The organism is Streptosporangium sp. NPDC003464, from assembly GCF_053588315.1.
Window position 1 is genome coordinate 1 of sequence record NZ_JBSFPS010000049.1, and the last position, 15,080, is coordinate 15,080.

The 15,080-nt window shown below is 71.8% G+C and carries 16 protein-coding genes; 2 read left to right on the forward strand and 14 right to left on the reverse strand.

Annotation, left to right across the window (positions count from 1 at the left end; all coding sequences use genetic code 11):
* From ACWDS7_RS13715 to ACWDS7_RS13745, 7 genes are all read right to left on the reverse strand, one after another.
* Positions 1–602, reverse strand: a 602-nt coding sequence (locus ACWDS7_RS13715) for an oligosaccharide flippase family protein (protein ID WP_451929541.1), incomplete at its 3' end; no start/stop codon positions are given.
* A 61-nt stretch (positions 603–663) separates the two neighbouring features.
* Complete coding sequence (locus tag ACWDS7_RS13720) at positions 664–1,737, reverse strand: hypothetical protein (protein ID WP_451929542.1); 1,074 nt, start codon at positions 1,735–1,737, stop codon at positions 664–666.
* Positions 1,734–3,008: a DUF4910 domain-containing protein gene (locus tag ACWDS7_RS13725; protein ID WP_451929543.1), complete on the reverse strand. Its 1,275-nt coding sequence runs from the start codon at positions 3,006–3,008 to the stop codon at positions 1,734–1,736. Before ACWDS7_RS13725 ends, ACWDS7_RS13720 begins: the two co-directional genes overlap by 4 nt.
* 4 nt (positions 3,009–3,012) lie before the next feature.
* Positions 3,013–4,056, reverse strand: coding sequence for an NAD-dependent epimerase/dehydratase family protein (locus tag ACWDS7_RS13730; RefSeq protein WP_306860280.1), 1,044 nt, complete (start codon positions 4,054–4,056; stop codon positions 3,013–3,015).
* Positions 4,057–4,061: 5 nt separating this feature from the next.
* The gene (locus ACWDS7_RS13735; RefSeq protein ID WP_451929544.1) at positions 4,062–4,739 is read right to left on the reverse strand and encodes a PIG-L deacetylase family protein; all 678 of its coding nucleotides are present in this window, start codon (positions 4,737–4,739) and stop codon (positions 4,062–4,064) included.
* Positions 4,736–5,530, reverse strand: a complete 795-nt coding sequence (locus tag ACWDS7_RS13740; protein WP_306860283.1) for a sugar phosphate nucleotidyltransferase — start codon at positions 5,528–5,530, stop codon at positions 4,736–4,738. Before ACWDS7_RS13740 ends, ACWDS7_RS13735 begins: the two co-directional genes overlap by 4 nt.
* Positions 5,527–6,762, reverse strand: coding sequence for a class I SAM-dependent methyltransferase (locus ACWDS7_RS13745; RefSeq protein WP_306860285.1), 1,236 nt, complete (start codon positions 6,760–6,762; stop codon positions 5,527–5,529). Before ACWDS7_RS13745 ends, ACWDS7_RS13740 begins: the two co-directional genes overlap by 4 nt.
* A 130-nt stretch (positions 6,763–6,892) precedes the next feature.
* Between ACWDS7_RS13745 and rfbC the strand changes: the two genes are divergently transcribed.
* Positions 6,893–7,516: a dTDP-4-dehydrorhamnose 3,5-epimerase gene (gene rfbC / locus ACWDS7_RS13750; RefSeq protein WP_451929545.1), complete on the forward strand. Its 624-nt coding sequence runs from the start codon at positions 6,893–6,895 to the stop codon at positions 7,514–7,516.
* On the opposite strand, the gene rfbD is transcribed toward rfbC, so the two are convergent.
* The 7 genes from rfbD to ACWDS7_RS13785 form a co-directional block, all read right to left on the reverse strand.
* The gene (rfbD, locus tag ACWDS7_RS13755) at positions 7,506–8,363 is read right to left on the reverse strand and encodes a dTDP-4-dehydrorhamnose reductase (protein WP_306860289.1); all 858 of its coding nucleotides are present in this window, start codon (positions 8,361–8,363) and stop codon (positions 7,506–7,508) included. The two genes, rfbC and rfbD, sit on opposite strands and share 11 nt — an antisense overlap.
* Positions 8,360–9,361: a dTDP-glucose 4,6-dehydratase gene (gene rfbB, locus ACWDS7_RS13760; protein ID WP_306860291.1), complete on the reverse strand. Its 1,002-nt coding sequence runs from the start codon at positions 9,359–9,361 to the stop codon at positions 8,360–8,362. Before rfbB ends, rfbD begins: the two co-directional genes overlap by 4 nt.
* 265 nt (positions 9,362–9,626) lie before the next feature.
* A complete protein-coding gene (locus ACWDS7_RS13765) occupies positions 9,627–10,694 on the reverse strand; it encodes a glucose-1-phosphate thymidylyltransferase (protein WP_306860293.1) in 1,068 nt (355 codons plus the stop codon).
* A 2-nt stretch (positions 10,695–10,696) separates the two neighbouring features.
* Complete coding sequence (locus ACWDS7_RS13770; RefSeq protein WP_306860295.1) at positions 10,697–12,151, reverse strand: sugar transferase; 1,455 nt, start codon at positions 12,149–12,151, stop codon at positions 10,697–10,699.
* A 242-nt stretch (positions 12,152–12,393) separates the two neighbouring features.
* Positions 12,394–12,738, reverse strand: a complete 345-nt coding sequence (locus ACWDS7_RS13775) for a hypothetical protein (RefSeq protein WP_306860296.1) — start codon at positions 12,736–12,738, stop codon at positions 12,394–12,396.
* Positions 12,739–13,050: 312 nt separating this feature from the next.
* Complete coding sequence (locus ACWDS7_RS13780) at positions 13,051–13,674, reverse strand: GntR family transcriptional regulator (RefSeq protein ID WP_306860298.1); 624 nt, start codon at positions 13,672–13,674, stop codon at positions 13,051–13,053.
* A complete protein-coding gene (locus ACWDS7_RS13785) occupies positions 13,671–14,543 on the reverse strand; it encodes a DMT family transporter (RefSeq protein WP_451929546.1) in 873 nt (290 codons plus the stop codon). The genes ACWDS7_RS13780 and ACWDS7_RS13785 overlap by 4 nt, the downstream gene beginning before the upstream one ends.
* 89 nt (positions 14,544–14,632) lie before the next feature.
* On the opposite strand from ACWDS7_RS13785, the gene ACWDS7_RS13790 reads away from it, so the two are divergent.
* Positions 14,633–15,079: a ribonuclease domain-containing protein gene (locus ACWDS7_RS13790; RefSeq protein ID WP_451929547.1), complete on the forward strand. Its 447-nt coding sequence runs from the start codon at positions 14,633–14,635 to the stop codon at positions 15,077–15,079.
* Position 15,080: the final 1 nt, after the last annotated feature.

Genomic DNA, 15,080 nt, shown 5'->3' on the forward strand with positions numbered 1-15,080 from the left:
CCGGCGCCCCCGGCGGCGAGCGTGATGGAGACCGTGGCGTTCACCAGGAAGCCCACCAGGTTGGCCTTGGTGAGCTTGTCCTGCTCGAACCTGCGCAGCAGCGCCGCGCTGCGCACGGCGGTCAGGCCGTAGACGACGTTGGTGGCCGCGAGCACCCGGATCACCCAGGTGGCCTCCTCGCTCCCGGACAGCTGCGCGAAGAACGGCGCGATCACCCAGAAGATCCCGTACAGGACGCCGCTGGACACGATGGCCACGACCGTCGCCGTGGGCGCCATGTCCTCAAGCCTGCCCCGCCACTGCACGGTCGCCGCGATGATGCCGGCGTCGTTGATGTGGACGACGAGCTGGCTGGCCGCCAGCGCGATGGCGAAGACGCCGAAGTCCTCCGGTACCAGCAGGCGGGCGAGGACCAGGCTCATGGCGAACGAGCCGACTTTCATCGCCAGGTTGCCCAGCACGCTCCAGCGCAGCCCGCGACCGGCCTGGCGGCCGATCTCCCCGACCCGGCCGTTCTCCCCGTCCGGGGAGGCGGCCGGGCCGGGCGGCCCGGACTCCGGGTCCGTGCCCGTCGCCGGCTCCGCGCCCTGTCTGTCTTCCATGTCTTACCTTTCACAGCCAGCCCGCCGGGCCGCCGGCGCCGTCTCGGCGGCGGCGGTCGGGTCAGGCGGGCTCCTCGATCCGTTCCAGCCAGATCTCCCGCCAGAACGGGATGAACTCACGCGGGCAGCTGACGGTGTAAGCGCCCGCGCAGACGACGCCCTCCAGCACGATGCACGGGGACTTCATCTGGAGCATCCGGCCGGTCTTCTCGTCGATGCACCGATCGACCCGCGAGAGCACCCGCGCCGTCTGCCCGCAGTAACGCGACATCTCCTCCTCGAACCCCATCCCGCGGTTGAGCAGGTCCTGGTTGAGGGTTTTGACGATCTCCTCCTTGGACTTGATCCGGACGAGCTCTCCCGGCCGGAGGTCGAGGGTGACGCTCGGCGTCGCGCCGACGAGCCCGCCCTTGACGAACCCCCACCGGAGGCCGCCCCTGATCCGCAGCCAGCTTGGCAGCACCCGTCCGCTCCGGTCCTGAAAGCGGTTGAAAAGCCCGACGAGAAAGGCGCGGAGCGCGAAGAACATGCCCGCGTTGCCGGTGCGCACATCCATGACGTACTGGCGGACGTCCTTGAACGGCAGGCAGGTGGGCGCGGCCCGCAGCAGCTCGGTGGCCTGGCAGGAGAAGCGCTCCTCCCCGTCCGGGCCGGGCTCCTTCCGGGCGGCGACCTCCAGGATCGGCAGGAGGGGCCGGCCCGCCGCGAGGCCACCCGGACCCGCGGTCCCGGGTCCGCCGCCGGAGGCCGCGGGGTCCCGCGGGGCGGACGGGGCGGTCGCCGGGGGGTCGCCGGGCTCCACCCGCTTGAGCCACGCCTCCTTCCAGTACATCAGGCAGGCCGTCTGGCAGCCGCCGTGCGCCTGGCCGCCGCAGCGCGCCCCGGTCAGGTGCACGGCGCGCTCCATCCGCCGCATGCCGGTACGGCTGATCGTGTCACAGAGCTTGTGGGCGACCTTGTGCACGGTGAGCCGCTGCCCGCAGAAGGCCAGCATCTCCGGCATGAAGGGCAGCGCGTCCAGCTCACCCCTCTCGTCCAGCGTGGCCATGATCTCGGCCTCGCTGAGCACCTCGACCAGCTCACCGACCCGGAGGTTGAGCGCCCCGGCACCCATGACGGTCTGGACCTGCGTCATTTCCCCTTCTCCTTGAGCAGTCCTGCACCACGCAGGGCCTGTGCCGCATCCGCCACGGCGGCGAAGGGCAGGTTGGACCGTTCCGCGATGTCCAGCAGGCTGTGCTCCTCGTCGGAGAGGTTCAGCACCCACAACATCGCCATCTGCGCCTGCTTGGTGTCGCTGCGGCCGCCCAGCGACCCGTACAGGCCCCGTCGGCCGAGCTGCGGCTCGCCGTACGGGCTGAGGTTGACGTAACGCCGGTTGCGCTCCAGCACCCGCGTGATCTCCCAGCAGGTCTCCAGCGTGTCGGCCATCGCCTCGGGTGAGACGAAGTCCGGGTTGTCCGCCGAGGTGTGGTACTCCGGGTAGCCGGCGTACGGCGTGCGGGTCAGCGAGCCGACCGGCATGTCGAAACCGGGCGAGCAGAACTGCCGCTCGTCGTAGCCGTACGGTGAGAAGTCCACGATCTCGTGCTCGCGCCCCGAGGTCCGCAGGACGTGCCGGACCACCTGGTCGATCTCCGCGTCCCCGCGCCGGCTGCGCTTGTAGGTCAGCGCGCCGCCGTCCCCGGCGCAGGCCAGCACGAGCCCGTGCTTGACCCTCTCGGAACGCTCCCGGTTGCGCGCCAGCCAGGTGATCGCGCCGATCGTGCCGGGCATGAACAGGAAGCGGTAGGTGTAGTACGGGTCGGTCCCGGCCAGCCGCCGCGCGAGCTCGGCCGCCACGGCGACGCCCGCCAGGTTGTCGTTGGCCAGCGAGGGATGGCAAACGTGGCAGGAGACGAGCACCTCCTCGGAGACCTGTCCCGGCACCACGTGCTCGCCGTAGGTCAGGTGACCGTCGGCGAGGGTCGAGTCGATCCTGACCTCGTAGTCGCCCTCCGGCAGGCCCGCCAGGGTGCTCTCCCGCAGGCAGAAGCCCCACGTCTCGGCGTAGTAACTCGTCCGGTAGGGGATCAGGTCGGGCTGCTCGGGCAGGGTGTGCAGGTGGGGGCGGAGCTCCCGCAGGGACATGACGGCCGACACCGGGACGCTGTAGCCGACGACGTGGAGGTTGGACTCGGCGAAGTCGACCACCCGTGTGCCCGAGGCGTCCTTGACGTAGGCGTCACGGATGTTCCACTCCTTGGGCACCGTCCAGTCGAGGACCTCGGTCCCCGTCGGCACCTCGTGGATCCGCAGGGGGACCGACTCGCCGACGATCTCCAGAGTGCGGCGCACCCCGTCGCCGGTGATGCTCCGGCACAGCGGGTAGAGCCGCTCGACCAGGGCGTGCATCTGACGCCCCACGGTCTCAATCGTCACCGGCGACCGCCCCGCGCGGGCGCAGCGCGCCGTCGACGCTGCCCTCGGCACGCCGGGCCGACAGCCGGGCGAGCCTGGTGAAACGGTGCTGGAAGTCGTGCTCGGTCAGGCCGTGCCGCTGGTACGCCTCGACCAGCTCGACCGCGCCCTCCTTGACCGTCCAGCGCGCCTGGTAGCCGGGCAGCGCGGCGCGGATGCGGGAGAAGTCCACCCGGTAGGAGCGCGGGTCCGCCCCGGCCTCACCGGTGATCACCAGCTCGGAGCCGGGCACCGCCTCGACGACCTCGGCGGCGATCTCCGCCACGGTCACGTTGTTCTCCTCGGTGCCGACGTTGAACGCCCGGGCGTGCACGACCTCCCGGGGGGCGGCCAGGGCCAGGACGAACGCCTCCGCGATGTCCTCGGCGTGCACCAGCGGCCGCCACGGGGTGCCGTCGGACAGCACCCGCACCGTGCCCGACAGCAGCGCGTGCCCGACGAGGTTGTTCAGCACGATGTCCGCCCGGAGCCGGGGCGAGAACCCGAACGCGGTGGCGTTGCGCAGGAAGACCGGGGTGAAGTCGCCGTCGGCCAGCTCGGCCAGGTCGTCCTCGACCCGGACCTTGGACTCGGCGTAGGGGGTCACCGGGCGCAGCGGCGCGTCCTCCCCGACCAGGCCGTCGCCGCCGGAGGCGCCGTAGACCGAGCAGGTGGAGGCGTACAGGAACCGGCGCACGCCCGCCTCGCGGGCCAGCCGGGCCAGGCGCACCGACGCGTGGTGGTTGATGTCGTAGGTGAGCTGGGGCGCCAGCGAGCCGAGCGGGTCGTTGGAGAGCGCGGCCAGGTGCACCACGGCGTCCACCCCCGCCAGCTCGCCGGCGGTGACGTCTCGCAGGTCGACCGGGTGACCGCGGGGGTCGTCCGGCGTGGGACCCAGAACGCAGTCGGCGAACAGCCCCGAGTCCAGGCCGATCACCTCGTGGCCCGCCTCGGCGAGCGCCGGAGCCATCACACTTCCCAGGTAGCCCTGGTGCCCGGTCAGCAGTACGCGCATCCGGTTCATCCTCCAGCCAGATCGAGAGTCAACTTGTTGACGTGGAACGCCTCCGCGTAGCGCGCATGGCACTCGATCCCGCGGATGCGCGCCAGCCCGAGGAACGCCTCACGGTCGTACCAGGGACGCCGCCGTTGTGAGGGGTAGTGCTGTTGGAGCAGGGTCACCTTCGCCTCCGCCACCTCGGGGGTGAGCGGCTGGTAGACCGACGGCCGTCCGAGATCGCCGTCCCACTTGACGATCTCGTAGCCGAGCACCTGGTGGTCGCGGAAGGCCGTGGGCACCAGCCGGGCCAGTCCGCGGTGGTCCTGGTGGGCGTCGCCGGGGTGCGGCGCGAACATCAGGTCCGGGTCGGTCCGCGCGCGCAGCTCCTCCACGGCGCCCTTCGCCTCGTCCCAGTGCGCGGGCAGCCGCCCGTCGGGCAGCTTCAGCACGGTGAGCCGCAGGTCGGCGCCGGGACAGAAGGCGGTCAGCGCCGCGTGCTCCTCGTCCTCCCGCTCGGTGCCGCCGCCGGAGAGCACCAGCGCGTCCACCCGGACGCCGGGGTGTGCCGAGCAGACGGTCAGCAGGCTGCCGCCCGCGCCGATGGCGATGTCGTCGCAGTGGGCGGCGAGCAGCGCGACGCTCCGCACCCCGCCGCTCCCGGCTGTCCCGCCCGCCCCGGCCGGCCGAAATCCGATCATGCCGGCTGCCCCGCGGGCTCCCGCTCCCACAGCGCCCACGGCCGCTCGCCCCGCGAGTACGCCTCGTCGAGGGCGACCCGCTCCTTGACCGTGTCGGTCGGCCGCCAGTATCCGCGGTGCGGGTAGGCGAGCATCCGGCCGCGCTTGGCGAGCTCGGCGCAGCCGTCGGCGACGAGGTCGCCGCCCGGCGGGATGTGGTCGAAGACCTCTTGGCGGAGCACGAAGTATCCGCCGTTCACCCAGAGCGGCATCTGGCTGACCGGGGTGATCCCGCCGACCATCCCGCTCTCGCCGAGCTCCACGCAGTGGAAGGTGTCCGACGGCGGGACGACCATCATGGAGGCACCCGCGTCGGACGCGGCGAAGCGGTCGATGATCTCCGGCAGCGGCGCGTCGGTGAGCACGTCGGCGTAGTTGGCCAGGAACATCTCGGCGCCGTCGAGGTGGTCGCGGACCCGGCGCAGCCGCTCGCCGATCGGCGACTCGATCCCGGTCTGCACGAAGGAGATCGACCAGTCGGAGATGTCGGTGGACAGCAGCTCGACCCGGCCGCCGCGCAGGACGAAGTCGTTGGAGATGGTCTCCTGGTAGTTGAGGAAGAAGTCCTTGATGTGGTGCGCTCCATAACCGAGGCAGAGGATGAACTCCGTGTGCCCGAAGTGCGCGTAGTAGCGCATCACATGCCAGATGAGCGGCCGGGGACCCACGAGCTGCATGGGCTTGGGCACGTCACCGGGGGTGCCGGTGCGCATCCGCGTTCCGTATCCGCCGCAGAAGAGCACGACCTTCACGGGTTCACCTCGACGATCTCCAGGCTGGGGATGGGGAAGACCAGCCGGCCGCCCCACGTGTGTACGGAGGACAGCTGGCCGGTGAGCTCCTCGCGGAGGTTCCACGGCAGGACCAGCACGTAGTCGGGCCGGTCCTCGGCGATCCGCTCCGGCGGCAGGATCGGGATCCGCGTGCCGGGGGTGAACCTGCCGTGCTTGTAGGGGTTGCGGTCCACTGTGTACGACAGCAGGTCCGGGCGGACCCCGCAGTGGTTGAGCAGCGTGTTCCCCTTGCCGGGGGCGCCGTAGCCGACCACCGTCTTGCCCTGCTCGGCGGCCTCGACGAGGAACTTCAGCAGCTCCCGCCGGACCCGGGCCACCCGGGCGGCGAACTCGGTGTATCCGGCCAGCTCGTGCAGGCCCGCGGCCTTCTCCGCGGCGAGCACCCGGTCCACCCGCTCGCCCGGCTCGCCGGCCGCCTCCTGCGGCCGCGCCCACAGGCGGATCGAGCCGCCGTGGGTCGGCAGCAGCTCGACGTCCACGAGGGACAGCCCGCCGGAGGCCAGGGCACGCTGCGCGGAGGCGACCGTGTAGTACTGGAAGTGCTCGTGGTAGATCGTGTCGTACTGGTTGTGCTCCATCAGGGTGAGCAGGTGCTGGACCTCGATGGAGACCCACCCGTCGTCGGCCACGAGCGCGCGCAGGCCCTTGGTGAATCCGATGACGTCGGGGATGTGGGCGTAGACGTTGTTGGCCACCACCAGGTCGGCGGGCCCGTGCTCGGCACGGACCGCGGCGCCGGTCTCGGGGCCGAGGAAGGCCGTCAGGGTCGGCACGCCCTTCTCCCTGGCCGCCTCGCCGACGTTCTTCGACGGCTCGACGCCCAGGCACCGGATCTCCCGATCGACCACGTGCCGCAGCAGGTATCCGTCGTTGCTGGCCACCTCGACCACGAACGAGTCGCCGTCCAGCCCCAGCCGGTCGACCGCCCCGGCCACGAACTCCCGGGCGTGCTCCACCCACGAGGTCGAGTACGACGAGAAGTAGGCGTACTCGGTGAAGGTGTCCTCTGGCGTGATCAGCGGCGGGATCTGCGCCAGCCAGCAGTCGGTGCAGACCCGCAGGTGCAGCGGGTAGGTGGTCTCGGGCTCGTCGAGCTGCTCAGCGGTGAGGAACCGCTCGCAGGGCGGTGTCGCGCCGAGGTCGACGACGCTGGCGAGGCTCGGGGAGCCGCACAGCCGGCAGGTTGTCATCAATACACTCCCTAGCCGCGGAACGCGGCTCGACCGGTCTCCATAAAGATCATTTCATCGAGCGCGAACCCTAGGATTTCGCCCGATACTTCGGCGGTGTTACACGGGTCCGCTGTGGCATGCTTCGGCCATGGAACCCCTCAGCATCGCCGGAATCTGGTGCCATACGCCTCGTATCCACTCCGACCCCCGCGGCGCGGTCCTGGAGCTGTACCGCTCCGCCGACCTGGAGCGATCCATCGGCCATCGGCTGGATCTCGCCCAGGCCAACGTCTCGGTCTCCAAGCGGGGCGTCCTGCGGGGCATCCACTTCGCCGACGTCCCGCCTGGCCAGGCCAAATACGTCACGTGTGTCTCCGGGGCCGTCCTCGACGTCGTCGTGGACATCCGCGTCGGCTCCCCCACCTTCGGGCGGTGGGAGGCCATGCGCCTGGACGACGAGTCCCGGCGCGGCCTCTACGTCGCCGAGGGGCTGGGCCACGGGTTCATGGCGCTCAGCGAGCAGGCCACGGTCGTCTACATGTGCTCGCAGCCCTACGCCCCCGGACGCGAGCACGGCGTCCACCCCTTCGACCCGACCCTCGCGATCGACTGGCCCGCCGGGGTGGAGCCGATCCTGTCGGACAAGGACGCCGCCGCCCCCAGCCTCAAGGAGGCTCTGGACGCGGGGCTGCTGCCCGACTACCGCGCCTGCGTGGCCCACTACGAGGACCTCGCCTCTCCCGAGGGCCGGCCGGCCGCGCCTAGCAGTTGACGAGCACATCGGATTCCCGTAGCGCCTCGCGCCAGTCCCGCATCGGCGGCAGTCCCGCCCGGTCCCAGCGTTCGTGTCCCAGCACGCTGTAGGCCGGCCGCGACGCGGGACGCGCGAACTCCTTGGCCGGCACCGGGTTGATCCGGTCCGGGTCCGCGCCCAGCAGCGTGAAGATCTCCCTCGCGAAGCCGTACCAGCTCGTCTGACCCGCGCCGGTGGCATGGTAGATCCCCGGCGGGGGGCCGGTCCGCCCCATCTCGACGAGCCCCGCGGCCAGGTCGCCGGCCCAGGTGGGCGGGCCTATCTGGTCGTCGACGACATCCAGCACCGGCCGGGTCCGCTCCAGACCGGCGATGGTGCCGACGAAGCTCTTGCCGGCCGCGCCGTACAGCCAGGCGGTCCGCACGACGTAGCCGGTCTCGGGCAGCACCTCCAGCACGGCGCGCTCGCCGGCGAGCTTGGTGCGCCCGTAGGCGTTGACCGGGCAGGGCCGGGCGTCCTCGCGGTAGGGGTCCACCCCGCTCCCGTCGAAGACGTAGTCCGTGGAGGGGTGGATCATCCGCGCGCCGAGGCGCCCGCACGCCTCGGCCAGGGCCCGCACCCCGTGCCCGTTGACGGCCAGCGCCTCGTCCTCACGCGTCTCGGCGTCGTCCACCGCCGTCCACGCGGCGCAGTTGACCACGATGTCCGGCCGGCAGGCCGACACCAGATGGTGCACGGCGGAGGTGTCACGGAGGTCGAGCTCGTCCTTGCGGAGGGCGAGGACCGGCTCCCCCGCGGCCTTCAGGCGGCTCAGCAGCTCGGTCGCGAGCATGCCGGAGGCGCCGGTGACCAGCCACCGGCTCATGCGCTCTCCTCGCCGCGCCGCCCGGCGTCGGTGGCCGCGAGCGCGCCGTGCCCGTCGGGCCGGTTCGTCGCCGCCTTCCACCAGCCCGGGTTGTCGGCGTACCAGCGGACCGTGTCGGCCAGGCCCTGCTCGAACGGGACGCCCGGCCGGTAGCCGAGGGCGCGCAGCCGGGAGTCGTCCAGGGAGTAGCGGCGGTCGTGCCCCTTGCGGTCCTCGACGCGCTCGACCATGTCCCAGTCGGCCCCGCAGGCCGCCAGCAGCTGGGTGATGAGCTCGATGTTGCTCATCTCCGCCGTGCCGCCGATGTGGTAGACCTCGCCGGGCTCGCCCCGCTCGGCGACGAGCCGGATGCCCGCGCAGTGGTCGTCGACGTGGACCCAGTCCCTGACGTTGCCGCCGTCGCCGTAGAGCGGGACCTTGCGCCCCTGCAGGAGGTTGGTGACGAACAGCGGGATCAGCTTCTCCGGGTACTGGTAGGGCCCGTAGTTGTTGCCGCAGCGGGTGATGGAGACCGGCAGGCCGTGGGTGACCGCGTAGGCGAGGGCGATCATGTCGCCGCCCGCCTTGGCCGCCGAGTACGGCGAGCGCGGCCGCAGCGGCGTGTCCTCCTTCCAGGAGCCGACGTCGATCGATCCGTAGACCTCGTCGGTGGAGACCTGAACCACCCGCTGGGTGCCCGCGTCGAGGCACGCCTGCATCAGGGTCTGCGTGCCGAGCACGTTGGTCCGCACGAACTCCCCGGCGCCGGCGATGGACCGGTCCACGTGGGTCTCGGCCGCGAAGTTGATGACGAGGTCGTGGCCGGGCACCACGGCGGCCATCAGCTCGGCGTCACATATGTCGCCGTGCACGAAGTCGTGGGCGGCGCCCTCCAGGTTCGCCGGGTTGCCGGCGTAGGTGAGCTTGTCGACGACAGTCACGGTGGCACCGTCCGCGTTGAGCGTGCGGACGTAGTGGGAGCCGATGAAGCCGGCCCCACCGATGACCAAGATCTTCATCGGCGTTCCGGAGCGTGTGCCCCTGGCCTCGGCCACGGGCGGGACGCCCCTGCCTCCTTCCGATTGTGGTCGTGCGCGGGCTTGCGATGACCGAACGGTCCCCGGGCGGCCGCGAGGATCCCGCGGCCGGGCTGACGGGGAGGTGAAACACCTGCTGAGCCGGGGCGGACCGCGGCACCCGGCAGGGGTGGCCGCGGCCGGCCGCGGGGCAGGGACTCCAGGCCGTGCGGGCCGGGACGTCCCGGCCCCGGCCGTGGGGAGGATCTCAAGAGCTGATCTGAACCTTGCTGTGATCGCCCAGCACGAGACGGTGGGCTCTGGGAGTCTTGGGGGCGGGGGTGACCTCGACGTCGTGTCCGATCAGCGAGGACTCGATCCGGGACACCCCGGAGATCGAGGAGCGGGGCAGCACGATCGAGTATTCGATCTCGCTGCCGTTGATCACGCAGTCGGCCGCGATGGAGGTGAAGGGGCCGACGTAGCTGTCCAGGATCCGGGCCCCGGCGCCGACGATCGCCGGGCCGACGATGCGCGACCGCTCGACCACGGCGCCCGGCTCGACGACCACCCGGCCGATCAGCTCGCTGGCGCCGTCGACCCGGCCGTCAACGCGGCCGTCCAGGGACTCCAGGACCAGCCGGTTGACCTCCAGCATGTCGGTGACGTTGCCGGTGTCCTTCCAGTAGCCGGATATGACGGTGGACTCGACCTGGTGCCCCGTCTCGATCAGCCACTGGATCGCGTCGGTGATCTCCAGCTCGCCCCGCCACGACGGCTTGAGCTCGGTCACCGCCTCGTGGATCGCGGGAGTGAACAGGTAGACGCCGACGAGCGCCAGGTCGCTCTTGGGCTCGTCGGGCTTCTCCTCCAGCCCGATCACCCGGCCTCCGGCGTCGAGCTCCGCGACGCCGAACTGCCGGGGGTCGCCGACCTGGGTGAGCATGATCTGGGCGGACGGCCGATCATGGGCGAACCGCTCCACGATGCCGCTGATCCCGCCGACGATGAAGTTGTCGCCGAGGTACATGACGAAGTCGTCGTCGCCGAGGTAGTCGCGGGCGGTCAGCACGGCGTGGGCCAGCCCGAGCGGGGCCTGCTGGCGGATGTAGGTCACCTCCAGGCCGAAGGCGGAGCCGTCGCCGACGGCCGCCTCGATCTCCGCCTGCGTGTCGCCCACCACGATCCCGATCTCCCGGATGCCGGCCGCGGCGATGGCCTCGAGCCCGTAGAAGAGCACGGGCTTGTTGGCCACTGGGACAAGCTGCTTGGCGGAGGTGTGGGTGATCGGCCTCAGCCGAGTGCCCGACCCTCCGGCGAGCACGAGTGCTTTCACGGCTAGTAGGCCCCTTCTCCGCCGGTGACGGCACTCCAGGTCTTCCAGAGGATCTGCAGGTCCAGGAAGAGCGACCAGTTCTCGACGTAGCGCAGGTCGAGCCGGACCGACTCCTCCCAGGTCAGATCGGAGCGTCCGCTCACCTGCCACAGCCCGGTCATGCCGGGCTTGACGACCAGGCGACGGCGCACGTCCTCGCCGTACTGCTTGACCTCCTCGGGCAGCGGCGGCCGGGGCCCGACGAGCGACATCTCCCCGCGGAGCACGTTGAGCAGCTGCGGCAGCTCGTCGAGGGAGTAGCGGCGGAGGAAGGCGCCCACGCGGGTGATCCTTGGATCGTTCCTCATCTTGAACAGCACGCCGTCGAACTCGTTGTGCCGCTGGAGATCGATTTTGAGCCGTTCCGCGTCGTTGACCATCGTGCGGAACTTCACGACCCTGAACTCCCGGCCGCCCTTGCCCACCCTCACCTGCCGGAACAGCGCCGGCCCCGGGCTGGTCGCGCGGATCAGCGCGGTGATGACCAGCATGGGTACGGCCAGCACCAGCAGGGCCAGGCCCGCGCCGACCCGGTCGAACAGGCTTTTGGCCAGGTGCTTGGCGCCGTCGAACTCGGGGTGCTCGACGTGCAGCAGCGGCATCCCGGCCACCGGCCGGATGCTGATGCGCGGGCCCGCCACGTCCATCAGCGCGGGCGCGACGAACAGGTCGGTGCGGGCGTCCTCCAGGCCCCAGGCGAGCCGGCGCAGCGCGGCGCCGTCCAGCTCGGGGCAGGCCAGGATCGCCACGGCGTCGGCGTTGACCTCGGCCACCACGTCGGGGACGTCGCCGAAGCCCCCGAGCACCGGGACGCCGTCGACGTCGAGGCCGTCGGAGCCCGACGGCAGGCACGCGGCGACCACCGTCATGCCGTGGTGCGGCTGCCTGCGGAGCTGCATCACCAGGTCGAGCACCGACTCCCGGTGCCCGACGGCGACCACCTGGCGCATGTATTCCCCGAAGGACCGCCGCCGGTGGAGCCGTTTGCGCATGCGATAGCGGAAAACGATCGTGAGGATGAGCGCGAGAGGGAACATCGCCATCACGAAGCTACGGGCGATGGTCGTCTGCGTGGCGTAGGCCCCGATCGCGACAGCGGCCGTCAGACCGACGCCGCCGTCGAAGACCGCCCGGAACTCTTCCGTCCCCTCACCATGTGCACGCTTGCGATAAGCACCTCCCACCGCGAGCGAGAACGGCCACGCCAGGGCCAGACCCAGCCCCAGCAGCGCTTCCGTCCCCGGAATGAAGGCACCGAACCAGAGCCGGACCCCGAGGACCGACTCACAGGCGACCACCGCGCACGCGAGGTCGCCGGCCAGCAGAATCCGCGCATAGGAACGTGTCCAGATGCTCGGAGCGGTACGCACCGAACTGCCCAGGAGCGCGACAGCGGGCGCCTCTGTCCCCACTCTCATACCACCCCACCCAGATGCCCCGGCATTAACAGATAACGAGACGCCTGCCTCGTTTCATTGGTTGACAGATTTCTCTAATGCATCAGGAGCGTGGATACCCATGGAAATCCTAGAGATCAAGATTCGGCAGGGGAATACCGGCCTCCTGTCCACTACTGGCCTAAGTGGGGCAGAGAGAACATCTTGACGGAACGGTCCAAACATGTAGGACCGCCTGCCACGATCCGCCCGATGAGCAGGAATTAGTCGTACTCGAAATCCGGCAGGGGGGACGGGGGCTCAGGACTGCGCCAGACGACGACGTAATCGCCGCGGGCGGCGTCCACCGCCTCGCCGAGCCTGTCGAAGTCGAACTCCGGGAGGTAGCGGAGCCTGGTGAGGAAGGCGGTGTCGGTGGCCGCCTGGGGCACCACGCATCCCTGGCCCTCACGGTCAAGGAGTATGTAGATGACGTCCGGATCGCCCACCACCCGCACCTCGACGACGTCCTCCCACGCGAGGGCGTCAACGCTGCCGTCCGCGTAGTGGCGGGTCACGCCTTCTTCGGTGACGTATACGTAGGAATCCGGCACTGAATTGCCGTGCATGGCCGCGATTGTGACGACTTCAGGGCGTCCGGTGCAATAGAAGCGTGCAAGTCCGGCCATCGGCACGGGCCGCGACCTGCCGCCGCACGGCCGCGCACGGTGGGCCGCCGCACGGCCGGTGGGCCGCCGCACGGCCGGTGGTCCGCCCCACGCACGGTGGTCCGCCCCACGCACGGTGGTCCGCCCCACGCACGGTGGTCCGCCCCACGCACGGTGGTCCGCCGCACGCACGGTGGTCCGCCGCACGGCCACGTCCGGCAGGTCCCACCCGCGCCCGTGCCCGTGCCGCGGCGGCGATCCGCCGGGGAGCCGTCAGTCCGTGCCCCAGCCGTGGTCGAGGTGAGTGGCGACGGCCCGCCGCGCGCTCTCCGCGGGCCCCCTGCCGATCGCGTCGAGCAGCGCCCGGTGCTCGGCGACCAGGACGTCCCGGTCGGTGTAGACGGCGCGCAGCCGTACCAGGCCGAGGCGGGTCTCGGCGGCCAGCACGGCGTAGAGCCGCTCCAGCCGGGGACTGCCCACCGCGACGATCAGCGCCTGGTGCAGCGCCATGTGCTCGGCCACCACGTCGGACCAGGGGGCGTCACCGGGCAGCGCGGCCATCCGGGCCAGCGCCCCGTCGGCCTCCTCGACCCGCCGCCCGGCCAGGGCGGTGGCCATGAGGTCCTCCAGCGGGCGCCGCACGAACATCAGGTCGTCCAGGTCGGCCAGGGTGACCTCGGCCACCTGCGCGCTGCGGTGCCGTTCGCGCCTGAGCAGGCCCTCGTGCACGAGCACGGCCAGCGCCTCCCGGACGGTCGGCCGGGCCACGCCGTACAGGGTGGACAGTTCCTGTTCCGGCAGCGGGGTGCCCGGGGCGATCTCGCCGGAGAGCACCCGGCGGCGCAGGGCGTCGGCGAGGGCGTTGACGGCGGAGACGGGGCGGAGCGGGATGGTCACGCCGACGACTCTATTGCCGCGACCCGGCCCCGGCGGTCCGGACGCCGCTCGGGCAGGGCCACCACGGCCAGGCTCGCGCCGAGCAGCGCCAGCCCGCCGGCCGAGGCGAGCGTGAGCCGCTCACCGAGCACCGCGACGCCGAGCAGGGCGGCGACCGCTGGCTCGGCGAGGGCGAGGGTGGCGGCGGTCGCGACGGGGGTGGTGCGCAGGCCCCTGCCGTACAGGACGTAGGCCAGCGCGGTGGTGGCGCAGCCCAGGTAGAGGGCGGTGAGCAGGCCGCGCGGCTCGGCGAGCCAGGCGGTGCCCGTCCACAGCAGGACCGGGAGCATCACGACCGCGGCCCCGCCGAACATCGCCCCCATCACCGCGCCGGAGGGGGCGCCCGCGCCGATCACCCGGGCCGCCGCCACTGCGTAGAAGGCGTACAGCAGACCGCCGACCAGCGCGATCAGGATCCCGTCCAGCCGCGCCTCGCCCCCTCCGCCGGTGAGCACGGCGCAGCCCGCGATCGCCACCGCGGTCGCCCCGGCCCAGCGCCGGGTGGGCGGCACCCGGTTGAGCAGCCAGGAGAGCAGGCCGGTGAAGACCGGGCCGCTGCCGATGGCGACCACGGTGCCGATGGCCACGCCGGTCCGGCTGACCGCGGCGAAGAAGCAGAGCTGGTAGGCGGCCACGGCCAGCGCGGCCGCCAGCAGCAGGCCCCGGTGCGGCAGGGACCGGAGGGCCGGCCCCGCGGCGACGGCGAGCACCAGGCCGCCGATCACCAAGCGGGCGGCGGCCAGGGAGACCGGGTCGACGCCGGCGACGAGCAGGCCGGCGGTGCCTGCGGTGCCCCAGAGCACGGCGGCTCCGACAACGGCGAGCTTCATGGCTAGATTGTCTGACAACTAGACAATTCAGTCAAGCGCGGGCGGCCCCCTCCCGTTTTCCCGGGGATCCGTGCGGGTAGCTTGGCCTGGTGAGACATCGGGGAATCGCCGCGGTCCTGTCGGCGGTGGCGCTGCTGAGCGGGTGCGCGCCCGCCGGGTCCGCCGCGGGTCCGGACACCCGCCACTCGGCACCCGCCAGGCCGGGGGCCTCACCGGCGACGGCCGGCACGGCCCGGACCGTGCCCGGCGCGCTGCCCGTCAGGGCGCTGTCGGCGCTACCGCCCGAGGCCGCCGCCACCTGGCGGCTGATCCGCGACGGCGGGCCCTTCCCCTACCCCCGCGACGGCGTGGTCTTCCAGAACCGGGAGCGCCTTCTGCCGGTCAAGGCACGGGGCCACTACCGCGAATACACCGTGCCGACCCCGCGGAGGTCGGACCGGGGCGCGCGGCGGATGGTCAGCGGGGGCGGCGCCGGCGAGATCTACTACACCGCGGACCACTACCGGTCCTTCGTGGCCGTCGACGTGCGGAGGTGAC

Excerpts from the sequence above, each read along its gene's own strand:
- rfbC (WP_451929545.1), top strand. The coding sequence starts at position 6,893 with ATGGAACCCCTCAGCATCGCCGGAATCTGGTGCCATACGCCTCGTATC.
- ACWDS7_RS13785 (WP_451929546.1), bottom strand. The coding sequence starts at position 14,543 with ATGAAGCTCGCCGTTGTCGGAGCCGCCGTGCTCTGGGGCACCGCAGGC.
- rfbD (WP_306860289.1), bottom strand. The coding sequence starts at position 8,363 with ATGAGCCGGTGGCTGGTCACCGGCGCCTCCGGCATGCTCGCGACCGAG.
- ACWDS7_RS13730 (WP_306860280.1), bottom strand. The coding sequence starts at position 4,056 with ATGCGCGTACTGCTGACCGGGCACCAGGGCTACCTGGGAAGTGTGATG.
- ACWDS7_RS13720 (WP_451929542.1), bottom strand. The coding sequence starts at position 1,737 with ATGACGCAGGTCCAGACCGTCATGGGTGCCGGGGCGCTCAACCTCCGG.
- ACWDS7_RS13775 (WP_306860296.1), bottom strand. The coding sequence starts at position 12,738 with ATGCACGGCAATTCAGTGCCGGATTCCTACGTATACGTCACCGAAGAA.
- ACWDS7_RS13735 (WP_451929544.1), bottom strand. The coding sequence starts at position 4,739 with ATGATCGGATTTCGGCCGGCCGGGGCGGGCGGGACAGCCGGGAGCGGC.
- ACWDS7_RS13745 (WP_306860285.1), bottom strand. The coding sequence starts at position 6,762 with ATGACAACCTGCCGGCTGTGCGGCTCCCCGAGCCTCGCCAGCGTCGTC.
- rfbB (WP_306860291.1), bottom strand. The coding sequence starts at position 9,361 with ATGAAGATCTTGGTCATCGGTGGGGCCGGCTTCATCGGCTCCCACTAC.
- ACWDS7_RS13770 (WP_306860295.1), bottom strand. The coding sequence starts at position 12,151 with ATGAGAGTGGGGACAGAGGCGCCCGCTGTCGCGCTCCTGGGCAGTTCG.